This is a genomic window from Joostella sp. CR20 (assembly GCF_038433465.1).
Classification (GTDB): Bacteria; Bacteroidota; Bacteroidia; order Flavobacteriales; family Flavobacteriaceae; genus Galbibacter.
This window is the reverse complement of sequence record NZ_JAESVF010000002.1, coordinates 21,319-47,007: the sequence shown is the minus strand read 5'-3', so window position 1 is coordinate 47,007 and position 25,689 is coordinate 21,319. Positions and strand designations below refer to the sequence as shown.

Annotated in this window: 24 protein-coding genes and 3 tRNA genes; 11 read left to right on the top strand and 16 right to left on the bottom strand. The window is 35.5% G+C overall.

Going from position 1 to position 25,689, the window contains the following annotated elements; all coding sequences use genetic code 11:
- Nucleotides 1-200 precede the first annotated feature (200 nt).
- From dnaB to tgt, 5 genes are all read right to left on the bottom strand, one after another.
- Nucleotides 201-1,739: a replicative DNA helicase gene (gene dnaB, locus JMA43_RS04315; protein WP_342155147.1), complete on the bottom strand. Its 1,539-nt coding sequence runs from the start codon at nucleotides 1,737-1,739 to the stop codon at nucleotides 201-203.
- A 169-nt stretch (nucleotides 1,740-1,908) separates the two neighbouring features.
- On the bottom strand, nucleotides 1,909-2,862 hold the full coding sequence (locus JMA43_RS04310) for an acetyl-CoA carboxylase carboxyltransferase subunit alpha (protein ID WP_342155146.1): 954 nt from the start codon (nucleotides 2,860-2,862) through the stop codon (nucleotides 1,909-1,911).
- Between the two features lie 48 nt (nucleotides 2,863-2,910).
- On the bottom strand, nucleotides 2,911-3,813 hold the full coding sequence (locus JMA43_RS04305) for a DMT family transporter (protein WP_342155145.1): 903 nt from the start codon (nucleotides 3,811-3,813) through the stop codon (nucleotides 2,911-2,913).
- Nucleotides 3,800-4,879, bottom strand: coding sequence for an LptF/LptG family permease (locus tag JMA43_RS04300; RefSeq protein ID WP_342155144.1), 1,080 nt, complete (start codon nucleotides 4,877-4,879; stop codon nucleotides 3,800-3,802). Before JMA43_RS04300 ends, JMA43_RS04305 begins: the two co-directional genes overlap by 14 nt.
- Nucleotides 4,880-4,944: 65 nt before the next feature.
- Nucleotides 4,945-6,075: a tRNA guanosine(34) transglycosylase Tgt gene (gene tgt / locus JMA43_RS04295; protein ID WP_342155143.1), complete on the bottom strand. Its 1,131-nt coding sequence runs from the start codon at nucleotides 6,073-6,075 to the stop codon at nucleotides 4,945-4,947.
- Nucleotides 6,076-6,324: 249 nt separating this feature from the next.
- On the opposite strand from tgt, the gene JMA43_RS04290 reads away from it, so the two are divergent.
- From JMA43_RS04290 to JMA43_RS04280, 3 genes are all read left to right on the top strand, one after another.
- Nucleotides 6,325-7,170 carry a transketolase gene (locus JMA43_RS04290; RefSeq protein WP_342155142.1) on the top strand — a complete coding sequence of 282 codons (846 nt, stop codon included), beginning with the start codon at nucleotides 6,325-6,327 and terminating at the stop codon, nucleotides 7,168-7,170.
- A 63-nt stretch (nucleotides 7,171-7,233) separates the two neighbouring features.
- Entirely contained in the window at nucleotides 7,234-8,187 is a 954-nt protein-coding gene (locus JMA43_RS04285) for a transketolase family protein (RefSeq protein WP_342155141.1), read from the top strand.
- A gap of 55 nt (nucleotides 8,188-8,242) precedes the next feature.
- Nucleotides 8,243-8,815 carry an outer membrane beta-barrel protein gene (locus JMA43_RS04280; RefSeq protein WP_342155140.1) on the top strand — a complete coding sequence of 191 codons (573 nt, stop codon included), beginning with the start codon at nucleotides 8,243-8,245 and terminating at the stop codon, nucleotides 8,813-8,815.
- Nucleotides 8,816-9,054: 239 nt separating this feature from the next.
- On the opposite strand, the gene JMA43_RS04275 is transcribed toward JMA43_RS04280, so the two are convergent.
- Complete coding sequence (locus JMA43_RS04275; protein ID WP_342155139.1) at nucleotides 9,055-9,990, bottom strand: hypothetical protein; 936 nt, start codon at nucleotides 9,988-9,990, stop codon at nucleotides 9,055-9,057.
- A gap of 110 nt (nucleotides 9,991-10,100) precedes the next feature.
- Here JMA43_RS04275 and JMA43_RS04270 point away from each other — a divergent pair, with 110 nt between their 5' ends.
- Both JMA43_RS04270 and JMA43_RS04265 read left to right on the top strand, forming a co-directional pair.
- Nucleotides 10,101-10,499 (top strand): RNA-binding S4 domain-containing protein, encoded by a 399-nt coding sequence (locus JMA43_RS04270; protein WP_342155138.1) that lies wholly within the window; start codon nucleotides 10,101-10,103, stop codon nucleotides 10,497-10,499.
- Between the two features lie 244 nt (nucleotides 10,500-10,743).
- Nucleotides 10,744-11,247, top strand: a complete 504-nt coding sequence (locus JMA43_RS04265) for a phosphoribosyltransferase domain-containing protein (protein WP_342155137.1) — start codon at nucleotides 10,744-10,746, stop codon at nucleotides 11,245-11,247.
- On the opposite strand, the gene JMA43_RS04260 is transcribed toward JMA43_RS04265, so the two are convergent.
- Complete coding sequence (locus tag JMA43_RS04260; RefSeq protein ID WP_342155136.1) at nucleotides 11,239-11,754, bottom strand: shikimate kinase; 516 nt, start codon at nucleotides 11,752-11,754, stop codon at nucleotides 11,239-11,241. The two genes, JMA43_RS04265 and JMA43_RS04260, sit on opposite strands and share 9 nt — an antisense overlap.
- A 155-nt stretch (nucleotides 11,755-11,909) precedes the next feature.
- Here JMA43_RS04260 and JMA43_RS04255 point away from each other — a divergent pair.
- The 4 genes from JMA43_RS04255 (at nucleotide 11,910) to JMA43_RS04240 (ending at nucleotide 12,870) form a co-directional block, all read left to right on the top strand.
- Nucleotides 11,910-11,982: transfer RNA gene (locus JMA43_RS04255), tRNA-Lys, on the top strand.
- A gap of 84 nt (nucleotides 11,983-12,066) precedes the next feature.
- Nucleotides 12,067-12,139 (top strand) — tRNA-Lys (locus JMA43_RS04250).
- Nucleotides 12,140-12,226: 87 nt separating this feature from the next.
- A tRNA-Leu gene (locus JMA43_RS04245) sits at nucleotides 12,227-12,310 on the top strand.
- A gap of 179 nt (nucleotides 12,311-12,489) precedes the next feature.
- Nucleotides 12,490-12,870 carry a group III truncated hemoglobin gene (locus JMA43_RS04240; RefSeq protein WP_342155135.1) on the top strand — a complete coding sequence of 127 codons (381 nt, stop codon included), beginning with the start codon at nucleotides 12,490-12,492 and terminating at the stop codon, nucleotides 12,868-12,870.
- Between the two features lie 63 nt (nucleotides 12,871-12,933).
- On the opposite strand, the gene JMA43_RS04235 is transcribed toward JMA43_RS04240, so the two are convergent.
- Nucleotides 12,934-13,872 (bottom strand): NAD-dependent epimerase/dehydratase family protein, encoded by a 939-nt coding sequence (locus tag JMA43_RS04235; protein ID WP_342155134.1) that lies wholly within the window; start codon nucleotides 13,870-13,872, stop codon nucleotides 12,934-12,936.
- Between the two features lie 224 nt (nucleotides 13,873-14,096).
- On the opposite strand from JMA43_RS04235, the gene JMA43_RS04230 reads away from it, so the two are divergent.
- Nucleotides 14,097-14,996: a MerR family transcriptional regulator gene (locus JMA43_RS04230; protein WP_342155133.1), complete on the top strand. Its 900-nt coding sequence runs from the start codon at nucleotides 14,097-14,099 to the stop codon at nucleotides 14,994-14,996.
- A gap of 43 nt (nucleotides 14,997-15,039) precedes the next feature.
- On the opposite strand, the gene JMA43_RS04225 is transcribed toward JMA43_RS04230, so the two are convergent.
- From JMA43_RS04225 to JMA43_RS04195, 7 genes are all read right to left on the bottom strand, one after another.
- Nucleotides 15,040-15,600 carry a TlpA family protein disulfide reductase gene (locus JMA43_RS04225; protein WP_342155132.1) on the bottom strand — a complete coding sequence of 187 codons (561 nt, stop codon included), beginning with the start codon at nucleotides 15,598-15,600 and terminating at the stop codon, nucleotides 15,040-15,042.
- 123 nt (nucleotides 15,601-15,723) lie between these two features.
- Nucleotides 15,724-16,611, bottom strand: coding sequence for an anti-sigma factor (locus JMA43_RS04220; RefSeq protein ID WP_342155131.1), 888 nt, complete (start codon nucleotides 16,609-16,611; stop codon nucleotides 15,724-15,726).
- 58 nt (nucleotides 16,612-16,669) lie between these two features.
- Nucleotides 16,670-17,350 carry a Crp/Fnr family transcriptional regulator gene (locus JMA43_RS04215; RefSeq protein WP_342155130.1) on the bottom strand — a complete coding sequence of 227 codons (681 nt, stop codon included), beginning with the start codon at nucleotides 17,348-17,350 and terminating at the stop codon, nucleotides 16,670-16,672.
- A gap of 116 nt (nucleotides 17,351-17,466) precedes the next feature.
- Nucleotides 17,467-19,728 (bottom strand): aconitate hydratase, encoded by a 2,262-nt coding sequence (locus JMA43_RS04210; RefSeq protein WP_342155129.1) that lies wholly within the window; start codon nucleotides 19,726-19,728, stop codon nucleotides 17,467-17,469.
- Between the two features lie 301 nt (nucleotides 19,729-20,029).
- A complete protein-coding gene (locus JMA43_RS04205) occupies nucleotides 20,030-20,983 on the bottom strand; it encodes an AAA family ATPase (RefSeq protein ID WP_342155128.1) in 954 nt (317 codons plus the stop codon).
- Between the two features lie 6 nt (nucleotides 20,984-20,989).
- Nucleotides 20,990-22,453 carry a peptidylprolyl isomerase gene (locus JMA43_RS04200; RefSeq protein WP_342155127.1) on the bottom strand — a complete coding sequence of 488 codons (1,464 nt, stop codon included), beginning with the start codon at nucleotides 22,451-22,453 and terminating at the stop codon, nucleotides 20,990-20,992.
- Nucleotides 22,454-22,459: 6 nt separating this feature from the next.
- On the bottom strand, nucleotides 22,460-23,335 hold the full coding sequence (locus JMA43_RS04195) for a peptidyl-prolyl cis-trans isomerase (protein WP_342155126.1): 876 nt from the start codon (nucleotides 23,333-23,335) through the stop codon (nucleotides 22,460-22,462).
- 545 nt (nucleotides 23,336-23,880) lie between these two features.
- Between JMA43_RS04195 and JMA43_RS04190 the strand changes: the two genes are divergently transcribed.
- The gene (locus JMA43_RS04190) at nucleotides 23,881-24,126 is read left to right on the top strand and encodes a hypothetical protein (RefSeq protein ID WP_342155125.1); all 246 of its coding nucleotides are present in this window, start codon (nucleotides 23,881-23,883) and stop codon (nucleotides 24,124-24,126) included.
- A gap of 71 nt (nucleotides 24,127-24,197) precedes the next feature.
- Here JMA43_RS04190 and guaB read toward each other — a convergent pair whose 3' ends face one another.
- Nucleotides 24,198-25,670 carry an IMP dehydrogenase gene (gene guaB / locus JMA43_RS04185; RefSeq protein WP_342155124.1) on the bottom strand — a complete coding sequence of 491 codons (1,473 nt, stop codon included), beginning with the start codon at nucleotides 25,668-25,670 and terminating at the stop codon, nucleotides 24,198-24,200.
- Nucleotides 25,671-25,689 lie beyond the last annotated feature (19 nt).

Below are 25,689 nucleotides of genomic sequence, written 5' to 3'. Positions count from 1 at the left end.
AAATAAAAGAATTTAAAAAGTTCGAAATTAAATTATATGAAATTTAGAATTTGACGAATTATAAAAGTACCATAATGGACTAACATTAACATCTATTTTTTGTTATAATTTTGAAAAAACTGATAAAATGACACATAAAAAAACAGGCTTCTAGATGTAACCAAAAGCCTGTTTTATATATTTTTTGAGAATGCTTTTATTTAAAAAGGAACATCTCCTGCGTTAAAATCGTTGTTCATTGAACTGCCAAATGCTTCGTCTGGACTTGGGAAATCTTTAGTAGACAAGGTATCGCCGTCGTCATTCATTTTTGATTCGAATTCGTTTGGCGCATCAAAATCGTCTAAGTTATCAAACTTACCTAAGTGTCCGATAAACTTCAAACGAATATTTTCCAACCCACCATTACGGTGTTTAGCAACAATAAACTCTCCTTGCCCTTGTGTTGGACTGCGCTCATCATCATCCCACTCATCAATTTTATAATATTCTGGACGATAGATAAATGATACAATATCGGCATCTTGCTCAATCGCTCCAGATTCACGAAGGTCGGAAAGCAACGGACGCTTACTACCTCCACGTGTTTCTACCGCACGCGATAACTGAGAAAGTGCAATTACCGGTACATTCAACTCTTTTGCCAATGCTTTTAAATTTCGAGAAATTGTCGAAATTTCCTGCTCTCTATTTCCCCCTTTTTGACTTCCACCTGCGGTCATCAACTGTAAGTAGTCAATTATAATCATTCTGATTCCGTGCTGCGAAGCCAATCGGCGTGCTTTTGCTCTTAAATCGAAAATTGAAAGCGAAGGTGTATCATCAATAAAAAGTGGTGCCGATTCTAACGATTTTACTTTTACGTTTAGCTGTTCCCACTCGTGTTTTTCTAGCTTTCCAGTTCTTAACTTTTCAGAAGAAAGTCCTGTTTCAGAAGAAATTAAACGTGTAATTAACTGTACCGACGACATCTCCAACGAGAAGAAAGCTACAGGTGTATTGGCATTTACTGCAATATTTCGAGCCATCGAAAGCGTAAGTGCTGTTTTACCCATACCAGGTCTTGCCGCCACAATAATCAAGTCACTTGGTTGCCAACCAGAAGTTAGTTTATCAAGCTTATCAAACCCAGATGGAATTCCACTGAGCCCTTCTTTGTTTGAAATTTCTTCAATTTTCTTCTTAGCTTGCATTACCAAACTCTGCGCAGTTTCCGAAGAACGCTTAATGTTTCCTTGGGTAACTTCGTACAGTTTAGCCTCTGCACTATCTAACAAATCAAAAACATCGGTCCCTTCGTCGTAGGCTTCTTCGATAATTTCAGAAGAAATTTTTATCAAGCTACGCTGAATATATTTCTGTAGAATAATACGCGCATGAAACTCGATATGTGCCGACGAAGATACTTTTTTGGTAAGCTGAATAAGGTAAAAGTCACCTCCAACAGCTTCCAATCTTTTATCTTGTTTTAATTTTGCTGAAACTGTTAATAAGTCAATTGGTTGTGAAGATTCAAACAACTGAACAATCGCCTCAAAAACAAACTTATTCGCATCTTTATAAAAGGCATCCGGATGAAGAATATCAATAATTTCATCGACTCCTTTTTTATCAATCATCATTGCACCCAACACAGCCTCCTCTAAATCAATAGCTTGCGGGGGAATTTTCCCTTTTTCTAGCTGAATAACATTAGAGGTGTCAACTTTAATTCCTTGAATTGGGTTTACTTTTTCCATGAATGCGAATGTATATAATTGTAATCTCAAAAAGGGTCAAATTGCGTAGTTCGTTTTTAACTGACTATAAACAATTTAACTGTTGATAACTTGTTTTTCTTGTTAATAAAGGTAAAAAAAACCGAAGCACAAACTCCGGTCTTAACAATAAGGTAACAAATACAAGGGTTTAACTTTTAAACACCCCCATGTTTGCATATTTATCCATTCGTTGATTTACTAATTCGGTTGGGGATAACTTTTTCAAGTCTTCAAAAACTGTTGAAATTTGTTTTGCAACCGTTTTAAAAGTAGTATCCCTATCGGCATGTGCTCCACCAAGTGGCTCCTTAATAATATCGTCTACTAAATGAAGTTTTTTCATGTCGGTTGCTGTAAGTTTCAAAGCTTCTGCAGCTTGCTCTTTATACTCCCAACTTCTCCATAAAATAGAAGAACACGATTCTGGAGAAATTACCGAATACCATGTGTTTTCAAGCATCATTACGCGGTCTCCAACACCAATTCCTAAGGCTCCACCAGAAGCTCCTTCCCCAATAATCAATACAATAATTGGCACTTTTAAGCGTGTCATCTCTAAAATGTTACGCGCAATAGCTTCTCCTTGTCCACGCTCTTCAGCTTCAATACCTGGGTATGCACCTGGAGTATCTATTAACGACACAACTGGAATTCCAAACTTCTCAGCCATTTTCATCAATCGCAATGCTTTACGATACCCTTCTGGATTTGCCATCCCGAAGTTTCTGTATTGGCGAGTTTTGGTGTTGTACCCTTTTTGCTGACCGATAAACATATAGGTTTGATCACCTATTTTTCCTAAACCACCAATCATCGCTTTATCGTCTTTTACATTTCTATCGCCATGAAGCTCTAAAAATGTATCTCCGCAGATAGCTTTGATGTAGTCTAACGTGTAGGGCCTTGAGGGATGCCTTGACAATTGAACTCTCTGCCAAGCAGTGAGGTTCTTATAGATGTCTTTTTTAGTTTTTTCTAACTTTTTTTCCAATTGCTTGCAGGTATCAGTAACGTCTACTTCGCTTTCTGATCCTAGAACTTTACATTTATCTAATTGTTCTTCAAGCTCTTTAATTGGTAACTCAAAATCTAAATACTCCATGAGTCTTGTTTTGATAATTTTATTAGCGTACAAATATAAAACTTTAAACTATTTAGCCTGCTCAATAGGCACTTTTCTTTTCAACGAATTCTTTAAAATGCCGTTTGCCAGTACCGTAGCTAAAATAATTAAGGCGCCTATATAAAAGCCTTCGCTCATCTTTTCTGATGATCCTAAAATAATAAATGCCAATATAATTCCGTAGATAGGTTCCATATTGATGGTCAACATTACAGTATACGGACTAATAAGCTTCATTACTTTAACAGACCCTATAAAGGCGTATGCTGTACAAACACTTGCAAGTAGCAACAAATACAACCAATCTGAAGCCGAAAGTATAAAAAATTCAGCAGAGAAACTACCTGTAAATAATAAATATAATGTTATAAATGCAACACCACTCCCGAGTTCGTAAAACGAAATAATTGATGGTTTATAGTGTTTTGCCAACTTTCCGTTGATAAGCGAGAAAGTGGCTGAAAGCAATGCCGAAACCAGTGCCAAACCAATTCCTAAAACATATTGAGTTTCTACATTAAAAATTATATACAAACCGCCAATAACGATGAGTCCGAAAACTATTTCGTACCAAATCATTTTTCGTTTGTAAATGATTGGTTCTAAAATTGCCGTAAAAAAAGCACCTGTAGAAATGGTAGCTAAGGTTACCGAAACATTTGAAACCTTGATAGCTTTAAAAAAGGTAATCCAATGCAAGGCAATTACAATTCCCGCTACAATAAATGTTAGCAATGCTTTTTTAGGCACTCGCAAAGGAAACTTTTTGTAGGCTATATAAGTCCACACAAAAAATGTTGCCAATAACATACGGTACCAAACAAGCGGAATTGCATCTATAGTTATAAGTGCACCGAGCACAGCTGTAAATCCCCAAATAAAAACTATTAAATGTAAATGGAGATAGTTTCTTAATTTATCGTTTAGCATTGTTCAATAAATAGATCGCGAGGATCCCAAATAAAATATTAGGAATTGCTACTGCCAATAAAGGCGGAAAGTTTGATTGTTCGGCCATTGTGCCAAAAACTTTATCAAAGAAAATATAAATAAACGCAAGCGAAATTCCGACAGCCAAATTAACTCCCATCCCTCCTCTACGCTTCATAGAAGATACCGACACTGCAATAATGGTTAAAATAAATGCAGAAATTGGCAAACTCCAACGCTTGTATTTCACCACTAAATAAGTATTGATGTTTGGCGCTCCTTTTTTTCGTTGTTCTTCAATAAACCTATTTAACTCGAATAAGTTTTTAGTTTCAGCAACGTAAGACACCGGCGTTAAATCTTCAATATCAAAATCAAAAAGTGTATCCAAACGGTTACGCTTTTCAAAAATATCATCTCCTTCTCCTACAATACGCTTGGTATATCCACTTAGTCGGTATGTACTATCTTTATCTATCCAACGAATATTTGTGGCCGTAATTTTATATTTCAACTCATTGCCGTCGAAATTTTCGAGTGTAAAATTATATCCAATTTTAGTACTCGGCGTAAAACTACTTACATATATATATTCGTTATCGTTAATTTGGTTAAATACACGACTGGTTTCTCGGTCTTTATCACGCCCTCCTTTAAGGTATTTTATTCTGAAATCATTATAGCCCTCACTCGCCTTTGGCACGATAAACATCCCCATAACGAAAGAAAAAATCGCAATAATAGTTGCACCAATAAAGTAAGGTCTTAAAAAACGCCAAAATGAAATTCCAGAACTTAAAATAGCAATTACTTCGGTATTATTTGCGAGTTTGGACGTAAACCAAATAATAGATAAAAATAAAAATATAGGAAAAAGTAAACTGGCAAAATAAAAAGTAAAGTCGATATAATAGGTTAGAATTTCGGAACCTGGTGCCTCATTCGCTATCATTTTATCCACTTTTTCTGATACGTCGATCATAATTCCGATAGGAACAAACAACATAATCATCACAAAAAAGGTAGCCAAATACCTCTTCAGAATATACCAATCTATTATTTTCACTTAGTTATAATTTTGTTGGGTTTTAAGCATCTGCATCATCACACTACAAAACAATTGTTTATAAACTACAATCGTTTATCCATTTGTTTTACCATTTTGTTTTTCCATTCGGTAAAATCTCCTGCTAAGATATGTTTTCTAGCTTCACGAACCAACCATAAATAAAAACCTAAATTATGAATTGTTGCAATTTGTTTCCCTAAATACTCATTGGCAGCAAACAAATGTCTTAAATATGCTTTTGTGTAATAGGTATCTACATCGGTAATGCCCATTTCGTCAATTGGAGAAAAATCGGCTTCCCATTTTTTATTTTTTATATTGATGGTACCGTGTGCAGTAAAAAGCATTCCGTTTCTAGCATTTCGTGTTGGCATCACACAATCAAACATATCTACACCAAGCGCTATGTTTTCCAAGATATTTATAGGAGTTCCAACCCCCATAAGGTAACGAGGTTTATCTTCCGGAAGAATATCACACACAACTTCTGTCATTGCATACATTTCTTCGGCTGGCTCCCCTACTGAAAGTCCGCCAATTGCATTTCCTTGCGCACCCGCATTTGCGATATACTCGGCAGATTGTTTTCTTAAATCTTTATATGTAGACCCTTGTACAATTGGAAACAAAGTTTGCTCGTAACCATACTTATCGGGCGTTTCATTAAAGCGTTTTATACATCTTTCTAGCCAACGATGCGTCATATGCATCGAACGCTTTGCGTAGTTGTAATCGCATGGATATGGTGTACATTCATCGAAAGCCATGATGATATCGGCTCCGATAGTTCTTTGAATATCCATTACATTTTCTGGCGTGAAGAAGTGGTAAGAACCGTCAATATGACTTTTAAACTTAACGCCTTCTTCTTTTATTTTTCGGTTTCCCGACAAAGAATATACTTGGTACCCTCCACTATCTGTCAAGATATTTCGGTCCCAATTCATAAACTTATGCAGTCCGCCCGCTGCTTCAATAATTGAAGTTTTTGGACGCAGGTATAAATGGTATGTATTCCCTAAAATAATATCGGGATTGATGTCTTCTTTTAATTCTCTTTGATGCACTCCCTTTACCGTAGCTACTGTTCCTACAGGCATAAAAATTGGGGTTTCTATCGCCCCATGATCTGTAGTTACAACACCTGCTCTTGCCTTACTTCCGGCATCTTTTCCGTTAATAGTAAACTTCATTTGTAATATTTAGTATGGAGTTTTCGGCGTTATTTCAGCAATAAAAAAAATCAGTAAACAACACTTTAAACTTGCACATTATCCTTGTTTAACAATTTGCAAAGATAGTCAAGATAATGGCTCTTTCTTCATAAAGAAGCGCTAAAACCAAAGATTTAAAACAAATATGTAGAATATGTGTGCAAAATTACTTTGCTAAGGTTTTTTAAAGGTTTATTTTTGTTTATGAAAATTAATTAACAATTACAAATGCCAGACACACAACAATTAAACGATTTGACGACCCAAGTAAGAAGGGACATTGTAAGGATGGTACACAAAGTAAACTCTGGACACCCAGGTGGTTCTTTAGGTTGTACAGAATTCTTAGTTGCACTATACAATGAAATTATGGAGCTAGATACCAACTTTAAAATGGATGGTATTAATGAAGATTTATTTTTCTTATCAAACGGACATATTTCACCTGTTTTTTATAGTGTTTTAGCAAGACGTGGTTATTTTCCTGTGGAAGAACTCAATACATTTAGACTTTTAGACTCTCGCCTACAAGGGCATCCAACTACGCATGAAGGTTTACCAGGTGTACGTATTGCATCGGGATCTTTAGGGCAAGGGATGTCGGTTGCCATTGGTGCAGCACTTGCAAAAAAATTAAACAACGATACGCACACCGTATTTAGTTTACACGGTGATGGAGAGTTACAAGAAGGTCAAAACTGGGAAGCTATTATGTATGCTGCCGGAAATAAAGTAGACAATTACATCGCAACAATCGATTTAAACGGACAACAAATTGACGGTTCTACAGACGACGTTTTACCAATGGGCGACGTGAAAGCAAAATTCGAAGCCTTTGGTTGGGACGTTATGGATATCGAAAAAGGAAACGACCTTGAAGCCATTATTGCTGGTTTAAAAGAAGCAAAATCGAGAACCGGAAAAGGTAAACCTGTTTGTATTTTACTACATACCGTAATGGGGCATGGTGTAGATTTTATGATGGGTACACACGCTTGGCACGGTAAAGCGCCAAACGACGAACAATTAGAAAAAGCATTAGCTCAAAATCCTGAAACGCTAGGAGATTATTAATAGCTAACTAATTGAAAAACTCGAAGTACACACCCTTACTTCGGAAAACACAAAATAAATACAATGAAGAAATACACATATACTGAAAAAATAGATACACGTAGTGGTTTTGGTGCCGGACTTGCAGAACTTGGACGAACCAACCCAAACGTAGTAGCACTTTGTGCCGATTTAATCGGTTCGTTAAAAATGCAAGAGTTTATTAAAGAAAATCCTGAGCGCTTTTACCAAATTGGTATTGCTGAAGCAAACATGATGGGAATTGCTGCCGGACTTACTATCGGTGGGAAAATTCCTTTTACTGGAACTTTTGCAAACTTCTCTACGGGGCGTGTTTACGACCAAATTCGTCAGTCGATTGCTTACTCTGGAAAGAACGTAAAAATTTGTGCTTCGCATGCAGGTTTAACTCTTGGAGAAGATGGAGCAACACACCAAATTTTAGAAGATATCGGATTGATGAAGATGCTTCCTGGAATGACTGTTATTAATCCTTGTGATTTTAACCAAACCAAAGCAGCTACCATTGCCATTGCAGAACACGACGGACCTGTTTATCTTCGTTTTGGAAGACCTGCAGTTCCTAACTTTACCCCAGCAGACCAAAAGTTTGAAATTGGAAAAGCATTAAAAATTAACGACGGTACAGATGTTACCATCATCGCTACAGGACATTTAGTTTGGGAAGCTATTCTTGCTGGAGAAAAACTAGCCGAGCAAGGTATTTCTGCTGATATTTTAGACATTCACACTATTAAACCTTTAGACGAAGAAGCTATTCTAGCCTCTGTTGCTAAAACTGGATGTGTTGTTACTGCGGAAGAACATAACTACCTTGGCGGACTTGGAGAAAGCGTTGCTAGAACATTAGCACTTAACAACCCAACTCCACAAGAATTTATTGCTACGCAAGATACTTTTGGAGAAAGTGGAACTCCTGCACAATTAATGGACAAGTACGGTTTAAATAGTGATGCTATCATAAATGCTGTTACAAAAGTGTTAAAAAGAAAATAAACCAGCTTTATTTGAGTTTATTACTTTAACAATCATCTTAAAACAATAAACAAACATGAAAAAAGCACTTTTAATTATCTGTTTACTTGCAGGATTTACAAGTTTTGCACAATCGGGTTCTGGCTTTGGTTTTAAAGGCGGATTCAACTTTAACTCCAACGGAGATGTTATCGAAGACACTAAAAATATTAGTGGAGGTACCAACATAGGGTTTCATCTTGGAGCCTTCGGAAAGGTTGATTTCGGAACACTTTATTTCAGACCAGAATTGGTGTACACAAAAACAAATTCTGATTACGACGGAGATAAATTTGAAATGAGCAAACTCGATGCGCCACTTTTAGTAGGAATAAACATTGTTGGGCCTGTACACTTTTTTGCAGGACCTTCTTTACAGTTTATTTTAGATACCGACCTTGAAGGTGTTACCTTAAATGATGTTGAAAACGATTTTACTGTCGGATTAAACATGGGAGTTGGTGTAAACTTAGGAGAGCGCCTTGGTGTTGATTTACGTTATGAAAGAGGTTTTAGCGACAACGAAGCCGAATTTGTAGGCCTTAGTGGTACAGGAAGAATCGATACGAGACCTTCTCAACTTATTTTAAGTTTATCAGTTAAACTGTAAAACAGAAAATAACTCATAAAAAAAACAGCGTTCAAATTGAACGCTGTTTTTTTTTATGAATTTTTATATATCCGTAATGTATCATACCATGTTTAAAATGTCAGGTCGAGCCTGCCTTTGTCGGCAGACAGGCGTAGTCGAGACCCGTTTAAAACCGTTAAGTCAAATAACCTCTCGACTACGCTCGAGGTGACTGTGTATAATGACAGAATACGAGTAATTATAAAAATTTACTTTCCCTAATTAGTTTGAATACGAGAATCTGGATCTAAGTAATCTGGAACTCCATCGCCATCAGAATCATCTACTACGCCGTCGCCGTCGTAATCATATTCGTAAAGAGTCAACACCCCGTCGCCGTCATCATCTGCGTCTAAATAGTTTGGAATTCCGTCTTCGTCTGTATCGTCGTTTCTTGGATCTCCATCGCCATCAACATCTTCTAAATGAGAAGGAATTCCGTCTGGAGAAGAAGCTGTTTGTGACGAACTGATATACACGATATCTTCATCTAAATCATTAAATTGAAGCATATCCATTTTAAATACAAATGGAGAATAATTCGCAGATCCATAATAAGCTAATCCCGAAGTCATAAAAGCAACACCTATTCCATAGTCTTGATTCCATGTCAATGTTCCATCTTCATTTTCCACATACCCTGTACCTATCGGTAGCTTAGTAGTAAAAAGTTTAAACCCTTCAATTAAATTAGTTGAAATATTAGAAACCACATATTCAGTATTACTTATATCAGAAGGAGCCTCTCCTAAATCACTTGCTTCATATTTAATTACAACTTGATTCCCCAACTTCGGCTTTAAACTACTATTATGGACATCTCCTCTCGCTACTAAATAATACATCTTCTGAGAAACATCTTGAACTTCAATTGTCGTATCAGTCACCTGTTGAATCAAAGGAGTTTTGTCAGCATTAGAACCCGCAATAGTATCAAACACTATTCTATAATCAAAATCTGCTGGCGGATTTTGAAAATCTTCATAATTATAAAAATGTGTTTGTAAATACAATTGTAACTCTTCAACATTCTCTGCTGTAACTTCACTTAAATCTCTCAACTCAACACCTGCACTACTATCATCGTCGTCATTATTGCATGCAAAAAAAGCACACGCCATCACCAGAGTAGGCACTATAAATTTTAATCTCATCAAACTTGCTTTTATCATCAAACTAAATATATTGTATAAATTCAGGTGCGCAAGATACTATTTTCTAGTATTTTTGCTTTATCCATTAACGAAATTTTTTAATTAGAAGTATGCGTATTGATAAGTATTTATGGTGTGTTCGCTATTTTAAAACCCGTAATATGGCTACTGAAGCCTGTAAAAAGGGACATGTAAAAATAAACGAGCAAAAAGTAAAGCCCTCGCGCGATGTATTTCCGATGGATGTAATTGAAGTCAGAAAAAATCAAATAAACTACCAAATAAAAGTTTTAGATATTCCTGAAAGTCGTGTAGGCGCTAAATTGGTTGATATTTACAGAAAAGACACCACACCACAAGAAGCTTTTGAGCATGTAGATTTATTAAAATATTCGAAAGATTATTACCGAAAAAAAGGTACTGGGAGACCTACCAAAAAAGACCGTCGAGATATTGATGAGTACAAAGAAGAAGGAAGTATTGATGCTATTGACAAAACTGAAAATTAATAAAAAGCAAAAAGTTAAGTCTACTGAATAATGCAAACTGAGTTTATTTGCAAAACGCATTTTAAACGCTATTTTCAATTCCTAATAACTTTTCATTAATCACTAGGCACTTTTTCAAATCATACTCCCATTAGTAAATACAAACTTTATTATCTTTGAAGAAGAATTTCAAAAGGAATATCAGTTTTAAATTCACTGCGAATCGAAACTTTTGAAACAGCGCTTACGCATTAAATAAAAAATTATGACAGCAACACAACATAAAATTTTAGACCACACAGAAATTGAACATAAAATTAGACGTATTGCCTACCAAATTTATGAAACATATGTGGAGGAAGAAGAAATTGTAATTGCTGGAATTGCGAAAAGCGGACTCGAATTAGCCAAGAAAATTGATAAGATACTACTTGAAATTTCAACCATTAAAACTACTTTTTGCGAAGTTACTATTGATAAAGAAAATTTACTTTCGCCTATAAAAACTTCTATTCCTGCGGAAGAATATCAAAATAAGGCTGTTATTTTGGTAGACGACGTTTTAAACTCTGGCGGAACACTTATTTATGGCGTAAAACACTTTTTAAATGTTCCGCTTAAGAAATTAAAAACAGTTGTTTTGGTCGACAGAAACCACAAAAGATATCCTGTAAAAGCCGATTTTAAAGGAATTTCGCTTTCTACTTCGCTACACGAACATGTAGATGTTGTTTTCGAAGAAGGCAACGATGCTGTTTATTTAGGCTAATTTTTCAATAATTTTTGTAGCTATTTCTTCTGGAGTTTCATCTTCAACCGAAATGATATGATGCGACTGTAGGTAATAGAAATTTCTTTCAAAAAGATGTTTTCTAACAAATTCAGACAAATCTCCATCTGCAATATCTTTTATAAGCGGTCGTTGCGATTTTTCAGTTTTTAAACGTGCAACTAACTTTTCAACCGAAAGTTTTAAATAAAACACATCTGGCGTTGCTTTTAATACAGTTTCCATATTATTTCCGAAGCAAGGTGTACCACCTCCCAACGATATAATTGCATTTGGATTTGATGCCAGTAAACGCTCTAAATGTGCTGTTTCTTTTTTTCTGAAGTAGATTTCGCCTTTATTTTTAAAAATTTCAGGAATAGACATCCCTTCCTTTTCTTCTATATAATTGTCAAAATCAATAAAAGCTTTAGCACTGTTTTTTGCTAAAACCTTACCTACTGTAGACTTTCCACTGCCCATATACCCAATTAACACTTGCATCATATATTTTTCAAATATTTAATTTTCACTTGTTTACACATTTAATTCAAAAAAAAGACAAATTTATAGTAAAAATGGCTTGAATAATAAATAAATCATCTTATATTTGCACCCGCAAACGACAAAGCTTTGCAGACGTACTTTTAACATTACGTAATGACTCGATAGCTCAGTTGGTAGAGCACAACACTTTTAATGTTGGGGTCCTGGGTTCGAGCCCCAGTCGGGTCACTTTTTTTTAGCAAGCAATTGCTAAGCAACTATTTTTTTAAAATAGCACAAATATTTTTCTTACAACTCTTTTGTTGTAATAAAGACTCGATAGCTCAGTTGGTAGAGCACAACACTTTTAATGTTGGGGTCCTGGGTTCGAGCCCCAGTCGGGTCACTAGAATGGCAATTTTTTTTAAATGTCATCAAAGATAAAAAAGTTGAGCATCTAGCTTAACTTTTTTTATTTTAGCCAATATGAAACACCGGGATGCTGGAATTGGTAGACAGGCATGGTTGAGGGCCATGTGTCCATTAGGGCGTGTGGGTTCGACTCCCATTCCCGGTACAAAGAGAAGCTTAGAAGTAACATTCTAAGCTTTTTTGTTTTCTGTAACCTAACAAAAAACCTTATTTTTGTTAGCACTCACCCCTTAGTTTTTATACTGAAGTGTTTAAAACAATTAAGCTTGTGTATATGAAGTAAGCAAAAACGAAAGCTACGCAACTTAAAAACGCCTAAAGCACATGAAAAAAGACATATCTACCCTAGACGATATTAAACTTTTGGTAAATATATTTTACGGAAAAGTTAGAGAAGATGAATTACTGAAAGACATTTTTAATGATGTAATTCAAGATAAATGGGATGTTCATTTAGAGAAAATGTATCGGTTTTGGGAAACTGTTTTGTTAGACAACCATACGTATTATGGCGGACCGTTTGCACCACATGCAAAACTTCCGGTAGCAAAAGAACATTTTGATAGATGGAAATTACTTTTTTCTGAAACTTTAAATGAAAACTTCGAAGGAGAAAAAGCAAACGAAGCCAAATGGAGAGCCGAAAAAATGGCTGAAATGTTTCTATACAAAATAACGTATTTAAGAACGCAACGGCAATCTTAAATACGTTATATTATTTCTAAAAAGATTAAAAAGAAACCCCTAATTCTTAGATCTTATCAATATCTATTTAGCAAGATGATCCAAAATATCTTTTGCCATCTTTTCTAAATTGTATTCTTGCTTCCAATTCCAATCCAATCGTGCGTGCGTATCATCAATACTATCTGGCCACGAAGCAGCTATTTCTTGACGAAAATCTGGATTGTAATTTATTTTAAAATCTGGGTAATACTTTAAAAGTTCAGCATAGATTTCCGAAGGAGAAAAACTCATCGCCGAAACATTGTACGAAGAACGAATACTGATATCTTCTTTTGGCGCCTTCATAATATCTAAAGTTGCTTTGATAGCGTCTGGCATATACATCATCGGGAGATACATATCCTCCTTCAAAAAACACTCAAAAGTTTCACCCTCGATAGCTGCTCTAAAAATATCTACAGCATAATCGGTCGTTCCTCCACCAGCAGCAGATTTATACCCAATTAAACCTGGGTAACGCAAACTACGAACATCCACACCATATTTTTCAAAATAGTAAGCACACCAACGCTCTCCTGCCAATTTAGAAATTCCGTACACTGTTGTTGGATCCATCACACAATCTTGCGGTGTGTTATCTCTTGGTGTACTTTTCCCGAAAACTGCAATAGAAGAAGGCCAATATATTTGCTGAATTTTCCCTGCTTTTGCAAGTTCCAAAACATTTAAAAGGCTATCCATATTTAATTTCCAAGTAAACAGCGGATTCTTCTCTCCAACTGCCGATAAAATTGCAGCCAAATGATATACCTGAGAAACCTGATACTTTTCAACCAACGCTTCCAATCGAGCGTTATCGAGCACATCCAAAACCTCAAACACACAATAGTCGAATTTTGACTTTGCGGCTTCATTAATATCGGTGGCTATCACATTGTCATTTCCGTATGTTGCTGCTAATGCTGCTGTTAACTCAGAGCCTAATTGTCCGCCAGCTCCTGTAACGAGTATTTTTTCCATTCTGAAAATTAAATAATTCGTAAAAAATAAACTTTTGAAAACCTCAAATTTTCACATTCGCAAATATCTTTAATTTTTATTGAGTTTTTTAATCTGAATAACATTTTTTTAAAATAATTATCAATGCTGAATTTAAGCTTTTTATCCTCAACATACTTTTAATCAAGTCGATTGGATTCAATATTGAAATTTGTTATTTTTGTTTAAATTTTTCGCGTAAACCCATGAACATTATAAAAGAGCATTACAGTATCAAAGACCTTGAAAATCTTTCAGGAATAAAAGCTCATACTATAAGAATTTGGGAAAAACGCTATAATTTACTCCAGCCACAACGCACCGACACCAACATTCGGTACTATAGTTCTAAAAGCCTACAAAAGCTTTTAAACATAACAACCCTCTATAATCACGGACATAAAATTTCGAAAATTGCCGAGCTGAATGATGATGAAATTATTGTTTTAGTAAAAGAAATCACCTCTAAAATAAGTCATCATATCCATTATGTAAACGATTTAAAAATAGCTATGATGAATTTTGATCAGCAGTTATTTTACAACGTTTACAATAGTTTATTGGCTGAAAAATCGTTTCGGGAGATATTTTTCGACATTTTCATTCCATTTTTAGAAGAATTAGGATTTTTGTGGCAAACTGAAACAATTACGCCTGCTCACGAGCATTTTATGTCTCACTTAATTAAGCAGAAAATTATTGTCAACATTGAAAAGCTTCATCAAAACAACATTTCTAGTTCCAACCGAACCTTTGTGCTTTTTCTCCCCGACAATGAAATACATGAAATTGGCTTACTCTATCTTAATTACGAAATTATACTTCGAGGACATAAGTCTATTTATTTAGGACAAACTGTTCCTATCCACGGACTCAAAAACATTGCAACTCACAACGACAACATAACTTTTGTTTCTTACTTTACTATTACCCCGCCAAAAGAAGAAATTGCAGCTTATCTAAACGAGTTTACCAATATTTTAGAAGCCCCTTCTGTAGATGGATTTTGGGTACTCGGGTACCAAATAAAAGACATGTTACCTCCTAAAGATTTAAATAAAATACAGTACTTTCATAAAATAAGCGACGCTGTAAAATGTGTGTAATTATTTTATACCGAAAGCAAACAATTTCGATGCATTTTCAATCTTAATTACCAAGCAAATCGTCAATAGTATTTCGCACCTCTTCACTATCCCACTTTGCCGCTCCTTTTTCATCAATAACAATGGTTCCATCTTTAGATATCAAAAATGTAGCAGGTATTGATTTTGAAACCAATTGTTTAGGCACTTCAGAAAATACATTAAACACAGGAAAATTATACGAATGCTTCTCCATAAATTTTTCCAAAACAGCTGTATCTTCATTACTTACAAACAAAAAAACGACCTCCTCTTTATAGTCAGCATACAAATTCTGCAAAGAAGGCATTTCAGCAATACAAGGTGGACACCAAGTAGCCCAAAAATTAACCAGCACTACTTTATTCTTTAAACTAGAAAACGATAGTTGCTCACCTTCTAAGTTTCTTAAATCCCAATCATAATTGGTTAACTGCTCACTTTTACTTATTGTATTTACTGTAGGGCTCGTAGCAATTAAACGTGTGATAAAAACTTTTATTTGTGTACCAATTGGGGTAAATAACAGTACAGCGACAAGTATTAAAAAAACTAAATTACTAATTTGACTTTTTGTGATTTTCATGAGTTTGCTTCTTGAATTTTAAACAATAAAAAAGTGCACTTTCAATATTCGAAAGTACACTTTTAATCATACATAATTGGGGATTACACTATCAAACTACACGTTTGAATTTAGGGTTTTCTGTTATCGAGAAGCAGTTCCTGTTGGCAAACTACTTAAATTTAACCCGAGGGAATGAGTTTCTGGTGCTGTAGCTGTTCCTGCCGTCCCAACTAAAGGTTTTAATGTAAAAGGTGCAGCCGAATTATCTGGATCTGGTTCTACCGAAATTACAACAGTACGCTCTCTTACATCAAGTGGAAATGTAAATCCACTTGGAGCATTCATAAAAAAGTCTTCTCCAGGAAATGATGGGTTTGCTTCAGAACCACTATAAGGATTCGCATCATCAGCAACATCAAAAGCAGTAAAAGTACCAGTTGTTAAAGGTCCTTCATCTGCTACAACCCAACCTTCATACTTCCATCCGTCTGGCAGTTCAGGTAAATCTAAAGCAGGACTGTTTGTTCCGCTAGGATCAACAAACCAAACTCCGTTTTCATCATTTCCGTTATTCATTCCGTCAGCTTCATCTGTTGGAGTTCTCAAAATAAAAACACCTGAAGCACCTGTAAAATCTCCTACAATTGCAGTTGAAAGTGAGGCAGAATCATCTGAAAAATCACCAACTAAAATTTTGGTGTCTGCAGGAGCTGGGTCAGAATCCACCGCTGGTTCTATCGACAATACAAATGTTGTTGCCGCATCCAAAACATCATCTTCTATTTGAAAACTATTTTCCGATAAAACTCCATCATCATCTACAGTAAAAGTCCCAGTACTTATTGGACTTCCATCAACAATAATCCAACCTTCATACACAAAATCGTCTCCTAAATTTTCAAGACCATTAAAATTAAGTGTTAGCGTATCGTAATCTATTGCATTATTATCGTCGTCGTCACTACATGAAGCAACTAAAAAAGCTCCCGCTGTTAGCAACAAACAAAATGGTTTGATAAGTTTTTTCATAACATTATATTTTATTGATTAATTACTCAAAGCTATTTATTAATCTACTTTTAAAATGTTAGCCAGCTAACGTTTCTACATTTTTGTATAAAATTATAGCGCGTCGGTTGTAATTGAGGATACCGTCTTCTTTCAATTCATTAAACAAACAATTAAGTGTAGGGCGCGAAGTTCCCAACAAACTTGCCATATCTTTTTGTGTGTACGGATGTTTTATAATGTAGTTTCCTGTATGCTCACAATGCGCTCCGTATTGTTCGGAAAGTTCATTGATAAACTCCAACAAACGTGTTTTTACATCTTTAAATAAAAGTATGGAGAGACGACGTTCTATTTTTTTAAAACGCAAGCCGATGAATTTATATATTTTTAAACTGAAGTGCTGATTGTCTTTCATTAACGAAAGAAGCGTTTCTACCGTTAAACAACAAATAGAAACCTCTGAAAGTGCAACGGCAAACTCATCGCGTTGTTCTTCGCCAATAATTGCCTTTTCCCCAAAAACATCGCCTTTTACATGAATTGCTTTTACAACCTCTCGACCATCTTCAGTATAATAGCCAATTTTAACTTTTCCGTTTTCTATGAGGTATATTTTATCTGAATGATCGTTTTCGAAATAAATATAATCTTCCTTTTTATATTGCTGAAAAACGTGCGATTTTTTAAAATTCCCATACTTATGCGGGCACAAAGCATCAAAAAGATTAACATCTATTAAAGACCAAGTATAAGCCATTTCGACGAGTTTTAAGTTGTAGTTAGGAAAATAGTCGAAAACGTTGTAGTTAGCTTACAAAAAAAAAGCTCTCGAATTTCGAGAGCTTTTAATATCAGTTTAAAAAAACTTTATACTTATGCGTTTTGCTTTTTAATCAAGTTTAACGCAGATCCTTCTTTGTACCATGCAATTTGAGAATCGTTGTAAGAATGATTTAGTTTAATCACGTCTTTAGATCCATCAGCATGAACAACTTCTAGCGTTAATTGTTTGTCTGGAGCAAACTCATTTAAATCAACAAAGTTGAAAGTATCATCTTCTTGAATTAAATCGTAATCGTTTTCATTAGCAAACGTTAATCCTAACATCCCTTGTTTTTTAAGGTTTGTTTCGTGGATACGTGCAAACGATTTTACAATTACAGCAGCAACACCAAGATGTCTTGGCTCCATAGCTGCATGCTCACGAGAAGAACCTTCACCGTAGTTATGGTCTCCAACTACTACAGAATAGATGTTGTTTGCTTTATACTCACGAGCAGTATCTGGCACACCTTGATATTCTCCAGTTAATTGATTTTTAACAAAGTTTGTTTTCTTATTAAATGCATTTACCGCACCAATAAGCATATTGTTTGAAATGTTATCCAAGTGACCACGGAAACGTAACCATGGACCAGCCATAGAAATATGGTCGGTTGTACATTTTCCGAAAGCTTTGATTAACAATTTAGCACCTTCGATATTCCCTCCGATTGGCTCAAAAGGCGTTAAAAGTTGTAGTCTTTCTGAAGTAGGACTTACAACAACATTTACACCACTACCATCGGCAACTGGCTCAACATATCCTGCATCTTCCACAGCAAAACCTTGTGGTGGAAGCTCGATTCCTTTAGGCTCGTCTAATTTAACTTCTTCCCCATCTTCATTAATCAATGTATCGTTTGCTGGGTCGAAATCTAAACGTCCTGAAATTGCAATTGCAGCAACCATTTCTGGAGAACCTACAAAAGCATGTGTATTTGGATTTCCATCGGCACGCTTAGAGAAGTTTCTGTTAAACGAGTGTACGATTGTGTTTTTCTCTTCTCCTTTTAAATCACTTCTATCCCATTGTCCGATACATGGTCCACATGCATTGGTAAAGATAGTTGCATCTAAATCTTCAAAGATTTTCAAGATTCCGTCGCGCTCAGCTGTATATCTAATTTGTTCTGAACCTGGATTAATTCCGAAGTCAGACTTAGGTTTAATCTTTTTGTCTACCGCTTGTTTTGCAATAGAAGCAGCTCTTGTTAAATCTTCATAAGAAGAGTTTGTACAAGACCCGATAAGTCCCCAATCAACTTTAATTGGCCATCCATTTTCTTTAGCTTTTGCTCCAAGCTCTCCAACTGGAGTTGCTAAATCTGGAGTAAAAGGTCCGTTTAAATGCGGACGCAATTCATCTAAATTAATTTCGATAACCTCGTCAAAATATTGCTCTGGGTTTGCGTATACTTCGTCATCTCCAGTTAAGTACTCACGAATTTCGTTTGCAGCATCTGCAACATCAGCTCTATCAGTAGAACGTAAGTAACGCTCCATAGAATCGTCGTAACCAAAAGTAGATGTAGTAGCTCCTACCTCTGCTCCCATGTTACAAATTGTACCTTTACCAGTACAAGAAAGGTTTTTAGCACCTTCTCCAAAGTATTCTATAATAGCTCCAGTTCCACCTTTTACAGTTAAAATTCCTGCAACTTTAAGAATAACATCTTTTGCAGAAGTCCAACCGTTAAGTTTTCCTGTTAATTTAACTCCAATAAGTTTTGGGAATTTAAGCTCCCAAGCCATTCCTGCCATAACATCTACAGCATCGGCTCCACCAACTCCAATGGCAACCATTCCTAAACCACCAGCATTTACGGTGTGAGAATCGGTACCAATCATCATTCCTCCAGGGAATGCATAATTTTCTAATACTACTTGATGGATAATACCAGCACCTGGTTTCCAGAAACCAATACCGTATTTATTTGATACTGAACCAAGAAAATCGAATACTTCGTTACTTGTTTCATTTGCACGCTTTAAATCTGGTGCAGCCCCTTGTTTCGCCTGAATCAAGTGGTCACAGTGTACGGTTGTTGGCACTGCTACTTTTGCTTTACCAGCTTGCATAAACTGTAAAAGCGCCATTTGCGCTGTTGCATCTTGACAAGCAATTCTATCTGGTGCAAAATCAACATAATCTTTTCCTCTTACGAAAGCCTTTGTTGGATTACCATCCCAAAGGTGAGAGTAAAGTATTTTCTCCGATAAGGTTAGTGGCTTACCTGTAAGCTCACGAGCTGCATCAACTCGTTCTGCCATAGTAGCATAAACCTTCTTAATCATATCAATATCAAAAGCCATATTATTTGTATATTATTTAATTTGAAAGTCCTGCGAAAATACGAAAAACCAAAGAGTTATTAAAGTTTTTAATAAAACATTCAGCTGGGAGTGTTATTTTAGAAATAATTCAAATAAAAATAATTTTAGATGAATTTAACATAAAATTGAATATTGTTTTTTATGGATTCCGCAAGAATGAAGCATCAAAAAAACGAATCGCAAACGTTAGAGAACTGATGCGTATCAAAGTCGTGATATTTTGTTAAAAAACACACTTCAAAAAAGTGGAAGTTTGCTTCTTAAGCAATCTTAAATTGAATTACAATAATTTATTTATGATTTGTGTAATCGATAAACCTTCGGCGTCGGCTTTGTAGTTTTTAAGAACTCGGTGACGTAATATCCCGTTTGAAACTGCTTTTACATCTTCAATATCTGGAGAAAATTTACCATTGATAACTGCATGTGCTTTGGCTGCCAAAATTAAATTTTGTGACGCTCTTGGCCCTGCTCCCCACGCAACATATTCGTTTACCACTTCTGGAGCTGCTTCAGTGTTTGGTCTTGTTTTAGAAACCAACTTCACCGCATACTCTATAACATTGTCGGCTACTGGAACTCTACGAACCAAACTTTGGATAGCAACAATTTCTTCAGCAGAAAAAAGAGCCTTTACAGTATGTGTTTCGTTATTGGTAGTAGCTTTTACAACTGCAACTTCTTCTTGAAATGATGGGTAATCCAACTCGATGGCAAACATAAAACGGTCTAACTGCGCTTCTGGCAGCGGATAGGTTCCTTCTTGTTCGATAGGGTTTTGCGTTGCCAACACAAAATACGGAGGTGTTAACGCATATTGAGTTCCGCTAACGGTCACTGCACGCTCTTGCATAGCTTCTAAAAGTGCTGCTTGTGTTTTTGGTGGCGTACGGTTAATTTCATCGGCTAAAATAATATTAGCAAAAATAGGTCCTTTTAAAAATTTAAAGTTCCTGTTGGCATCCAATATTTCACTACCGAGAATATCACTTGGCATCAAATCTGGCGTAAATTGTATCCGTTTAAAATCGAGTCCTAAGGCTTTGGCAATAGTATTCACCATGAGCGTTTTTGCCAAACCAGGAACTCCAATTAATAACGCATGCCCGCCAGAATAAATAGCTAAAAGAATTTCGTTGATAACAGCTTCTTGCCCAATAACTACTTTGGCAATTTCCTGTTTTAATAAATTATGTTTTTTAACTAAGTTTTCTACGGCAGCAACGTCAGACATATAGTTTTATTTTTTTAACCAGTTGTTTGCAAAATCGCAATCTCTGCTATCGGGAGCTACGCTAATATACGTATCTTTTATTTTTTCATTCATCCATTTCCCGATTTCATCAAATTGTTTTTCTTTTAAGGCCAACTCTTTAATTTTAACGTAATCTTGCGTGTAGTCTGCTTTATGCGATTTGTATCTTGAAATTACTTTTAACAGTTTAAACTGAACACCAGTACGTGTTTCTTCCATAAGAGGTTTTGAAATTTCTTCCCCTTCAAGCGGACTAATTTGACTGTATAAAGTAGGATCCATTTTGGTAAGTTCGAATTTGGTATCGAAAGTTTGTGGGTTTCTTAAAACTCCACCGTCAAAACGCGTTTCTTTTTCATCTGAAAAATTACGTGCAGCTTCAGAAAAAGTAAACTTCCCTTCTAAAATTTTTGTTCGGATACTATCCAACTCTGCTTTCGTATCAGCAATAGCTTGCTCTGAAATTTTTGGACGTAATAATATATGACGCACATCGCGCTCTTGCCCTCTAATTTTTTCAACATATAAAATATGGTATCCAAAGTCGGTTTTAAAAGGCTCAGAAATTTCTCCTTTATCTAAACTGAACGCTGCATCTTTAAACTCTTGCACAAAAGGTGAATCTTTAGAAATTGGATAAATCCCGTTGTCCTGCGCCTTTCCAGGATCTTCTGAATACAATGTTTGTTTGATAGCAAAACTTGCTCCGTTTTCTTCAACATCGCGCTTAAACTCTTTTAGCTTTTCGATGGTTTCTTTTACTTCAGCTTCAGATGGTTCTGGCACTTTTACAATTTGTGCAATTTCTACTTCGTCTCCAAAAACTGGTTTTTCGTCTTCAGCTAAACCACTATACCACTGGCGTACTTCTTCTGGTGTAATTTCAATTTCTTCTACAACTTTGGCTTGCATACGTTGCGAAAGTTGTTGCGATTTTACAATTTCGAACAACTCTTCTCTTAAACTCTGCTCGTCTTCTTTTCGGTAAAATTGTAATAATTTATCAACCGAACCAACTTGAGAAACAAGGTAATTTATTTGACGATCTACAGTACTATTTATTTCAACATCAGAAACAATAATACTATCTTGAATGGCTTGGTGCGCATACAATTTATCTTCCATTAGCTTCCCTAACACTTGGCAACGCGTAATATCTTTTGTAGAAACTCCTTGCGTTTGCATATCCAAGAAACTCTTGTCTATATCGGATTCTAAAATAACATAATCCCCCACTACCGCTGTAACTCCATCTATCTTTTCTCGTTTCAAATCTACAGTAGACGAATCGATTACCGCCGTTGCAGTATTTGCTCCTACACCAGTAGCGCTCTCTGCTAAAACTTCATTATTGGTAACCGATAGCGAATCGATTGAAGTTTCTTGCCCTTGTATAACACTTACAAAAAACGTCAATACTACTGCTACAACATATACAACTTTATTCATTTCTGATTATTTTTTATTCAATTGTGTTTTATTCTCAAATATCTCAAACTCCTTCTTTCGGGTGGCTCCATCCAAAAGATCTTTCTCCAAATTTTTTATAAAAGCTAACTTTCGCTTGTTCAAAATAATTTTCTTTACCGTAGGCTCAACATAGGCCAACGGAGCTGTTTCTGTACGATTAAGCACTTCATTTACAGCTACCAAATATACTCCTAAAGAATCGGAAAGCTCAAAAAAATGTGACTTTTTTAAATAGCTATCTTTATTTTCAACATTAATTTTAGGAATGTTTTTTATTACTGATGACGATTTTACCCAAACAGAATCGTTAAACGTATAGGCTTTAAACTTAATTGCTGTATTTTGCAAATATGCCTTATCCTTTTCATTGTATCGCTTTAACGCATCTCGCACACTGTTAAGCTCACCAAAATCTGGAGGCAAATTAATATACCTCAACTTTACCAAATCTTCGTTTAGCTTAAAATTGATTTTGTGTGCCTCATAAAATTCTTCCATTTCTCGATGACTCACAAGTGTATCCATCGACTTTTCTACCAAGGCTTCTTTGTATGCATTAATGTATAAATCGGCACGATATTGCCTTACCAATTCTTCAAATTGCGTTTGTTTATTTTCAGAAATATTAATCTTGGCACGCTCTAACAATAGTTGTTGTTGTGCCCAATTTTGAATGTAATTTTGAACCAAAAGAATAGAGTCTTCTTTTGAAATATTTTCGTGTAAGATATTATCTAAATCTGATTTTAAAAGATAATGCTCGCCAACACGAGCTACCGGATTATCCACAGCCTCCGACTTAAAAAGATTACAAGAGGAAAGTAGGGAAACTAATATAATTGCTATAAAACTTCTGTGCATTTCTTACAAGTTATTAAAGCGTATGCTTTAATTCGGACAAAAATAATAATTAGGCTATATAAACCAAGCTTTTTAACAACGCTATAAGATAGTTTATGATTTTGATAATAATTTGAAGATTGATTTATTTACAAAGTATAAATGTTTTAATACTGAATTTACGCTTACAATTAAGATTATTACATAAGCTAACTAACCTCTGTTCGAGATAAACAATAAAATTAGCAGTTTTAAATCGACTGCTTTTCAGATCCATAACAATTATTTCATTTTTGTCTTGACACAAAAACGAAACAAAAAAGTCAAGACTGATTAAAAAAGTATAAGAAAATCTACGGAACCATCCTCCACAGATAAAAAGAACTCGCTGTGCTCAAACAGCTTTTTATCTCTCACCCTACTGCTTCCTTGATTTTCAATACTTTTTAAATAGGTCAATTTTATCAAATATTCATAAAATATATACCTAACCTTCATTAATTATATATCATTTTAAAAACCTTCTTAAATAACTTCAAAAATGTATTTTTGCTGAAAAATAAGCTATGAAACTATTAAAACTTATTTGGGATTTTAAAAGTGATACCGCTCTGGAAACTGCCAAACATTACGAAATTCATTTAAAAGAATTTATGGCGATGCACCAAATTCCATATACAACTTCTGGCTTTGAAGTTATTATCGAAAATGAACACGCAATTGCTTTTGTGGTTGTAGCCCAAGAGCATATGTTGCAAGTTCGAGATGCGTTAAAACCTCAACGAGGGACTTACTATAACGAAACCACATAATTTCAAGAATATAATTACAACAAAAAACGCTACCAAAAAGGTAGCGTTTTCTATATAAATTAGTCGTAAAACTATCTGCTGTAATTTGGAGCTTCGTTGGTAATAGTTACATCGTGCGGGTGACTTTCATGAATACCGCTAGAAGTAATTTTTACAAACCTTCCTCTTTCTTTTAAAGCATCAATACTTTCGGCACCACAATACCCCATTCCGGCACGTAAACCTCCAATAAACTGGTGCATGCTCTCATATAATTCTCCTTTGTACGGTACACGACCTACAATTCCTTCTGGGACTAATTTTTTAAGATCGTCTTCAACATCTTGGAAATAACGGTCTTTACTTCCGTGTTGCATAGCTTCCACAGATCCCATACCTCTATACGACTTGTATTTTCTTCCGTCGTAAATAATAGTTTCTCCAGGCGACTCTTTTGTTCCTGCCAATAAAGAACCAAGCATTACACAATCGGCTCCAGCTGCAATAGCTTTTGGAATATCTCCTGTATAACGAATTCCACCATCAGCAATTACAGGAACACCAGTTCCTTTTAAAGCTGCTGCTACTTCCAACACTGCAGAAAACTGAGGAAAACCAACCCCTGCAACTACACGTGTTGTACAAATAGAACCAGGACCAATACCTACTTTTACAGCATCTGCTCCGTTTTCTACTAAATATTTAGCAGCCTCGGCAGTAGCTATATTCCCTACAACAACTTCCAAGTCTGGAAACTCTTTTTTAACTTCTTTCAAAATGGTTACCACTCCTCTAGTGTGCCCGTGTGCAGTATCAATAATAATTGCATCTACACCTGCATTTACAAGTGCTTCAGCTCTATCTAAAGCATCTCCAGTAACACCAATTGCCGCAGCTACACGTAAACGTCCGAAGATATCTTTGTTAGCAATAGGCTTTTGAGTAAGTTTGGTAATATCTCTAAAAGTAATAAGTCCGATTAATTTGTTATGATCGTTTACTACTGGTAATTTTTCAATTTTGTGTTGTTGCAAAATCTCTTCCGCATCTGCTAAAGAAGTTCCTTCGGCAGCCGTCACAAGGTTTTCACCAGTCATCACCTCCACAATTGGACGCTTGTTTTCTTTTTCAAAACGAAGATCGCGATTGGTTACAATTCCCTTTAAGTATCCATCATTGTCTACTACTGGAATTCCTCCAATGCTATGCTCACGCATGCTATTTTTGGCATCTTCAACCGTTGCTGTAAGTGGTAAAGTTACCGGGTCGATAATCATTCCGCTTTCAGCACGTTTTACTTTTCTAACCTTAAGTGCTTGCTGCTCGATAGTCATATTTTTATGCAACACTCCTATCCCGCCTTCGCGAGCCATGGCAATAGCCATTCTACTTTCGGTTACAGTATCCATTGCTGCAGAGACAATAGGCACATTAATTGTTATGTTTCTTGTGAATTTTGTTTGTATGTTGACTTCGCGGGGTAATACCTCAGAGTAATTCGGAACGAGTAAGACATCGTCGTAAGTTAACCCTTCGCCTACAAACTTTGCATTGTGAGCTTCCATATTGCAACTTATCATTTAG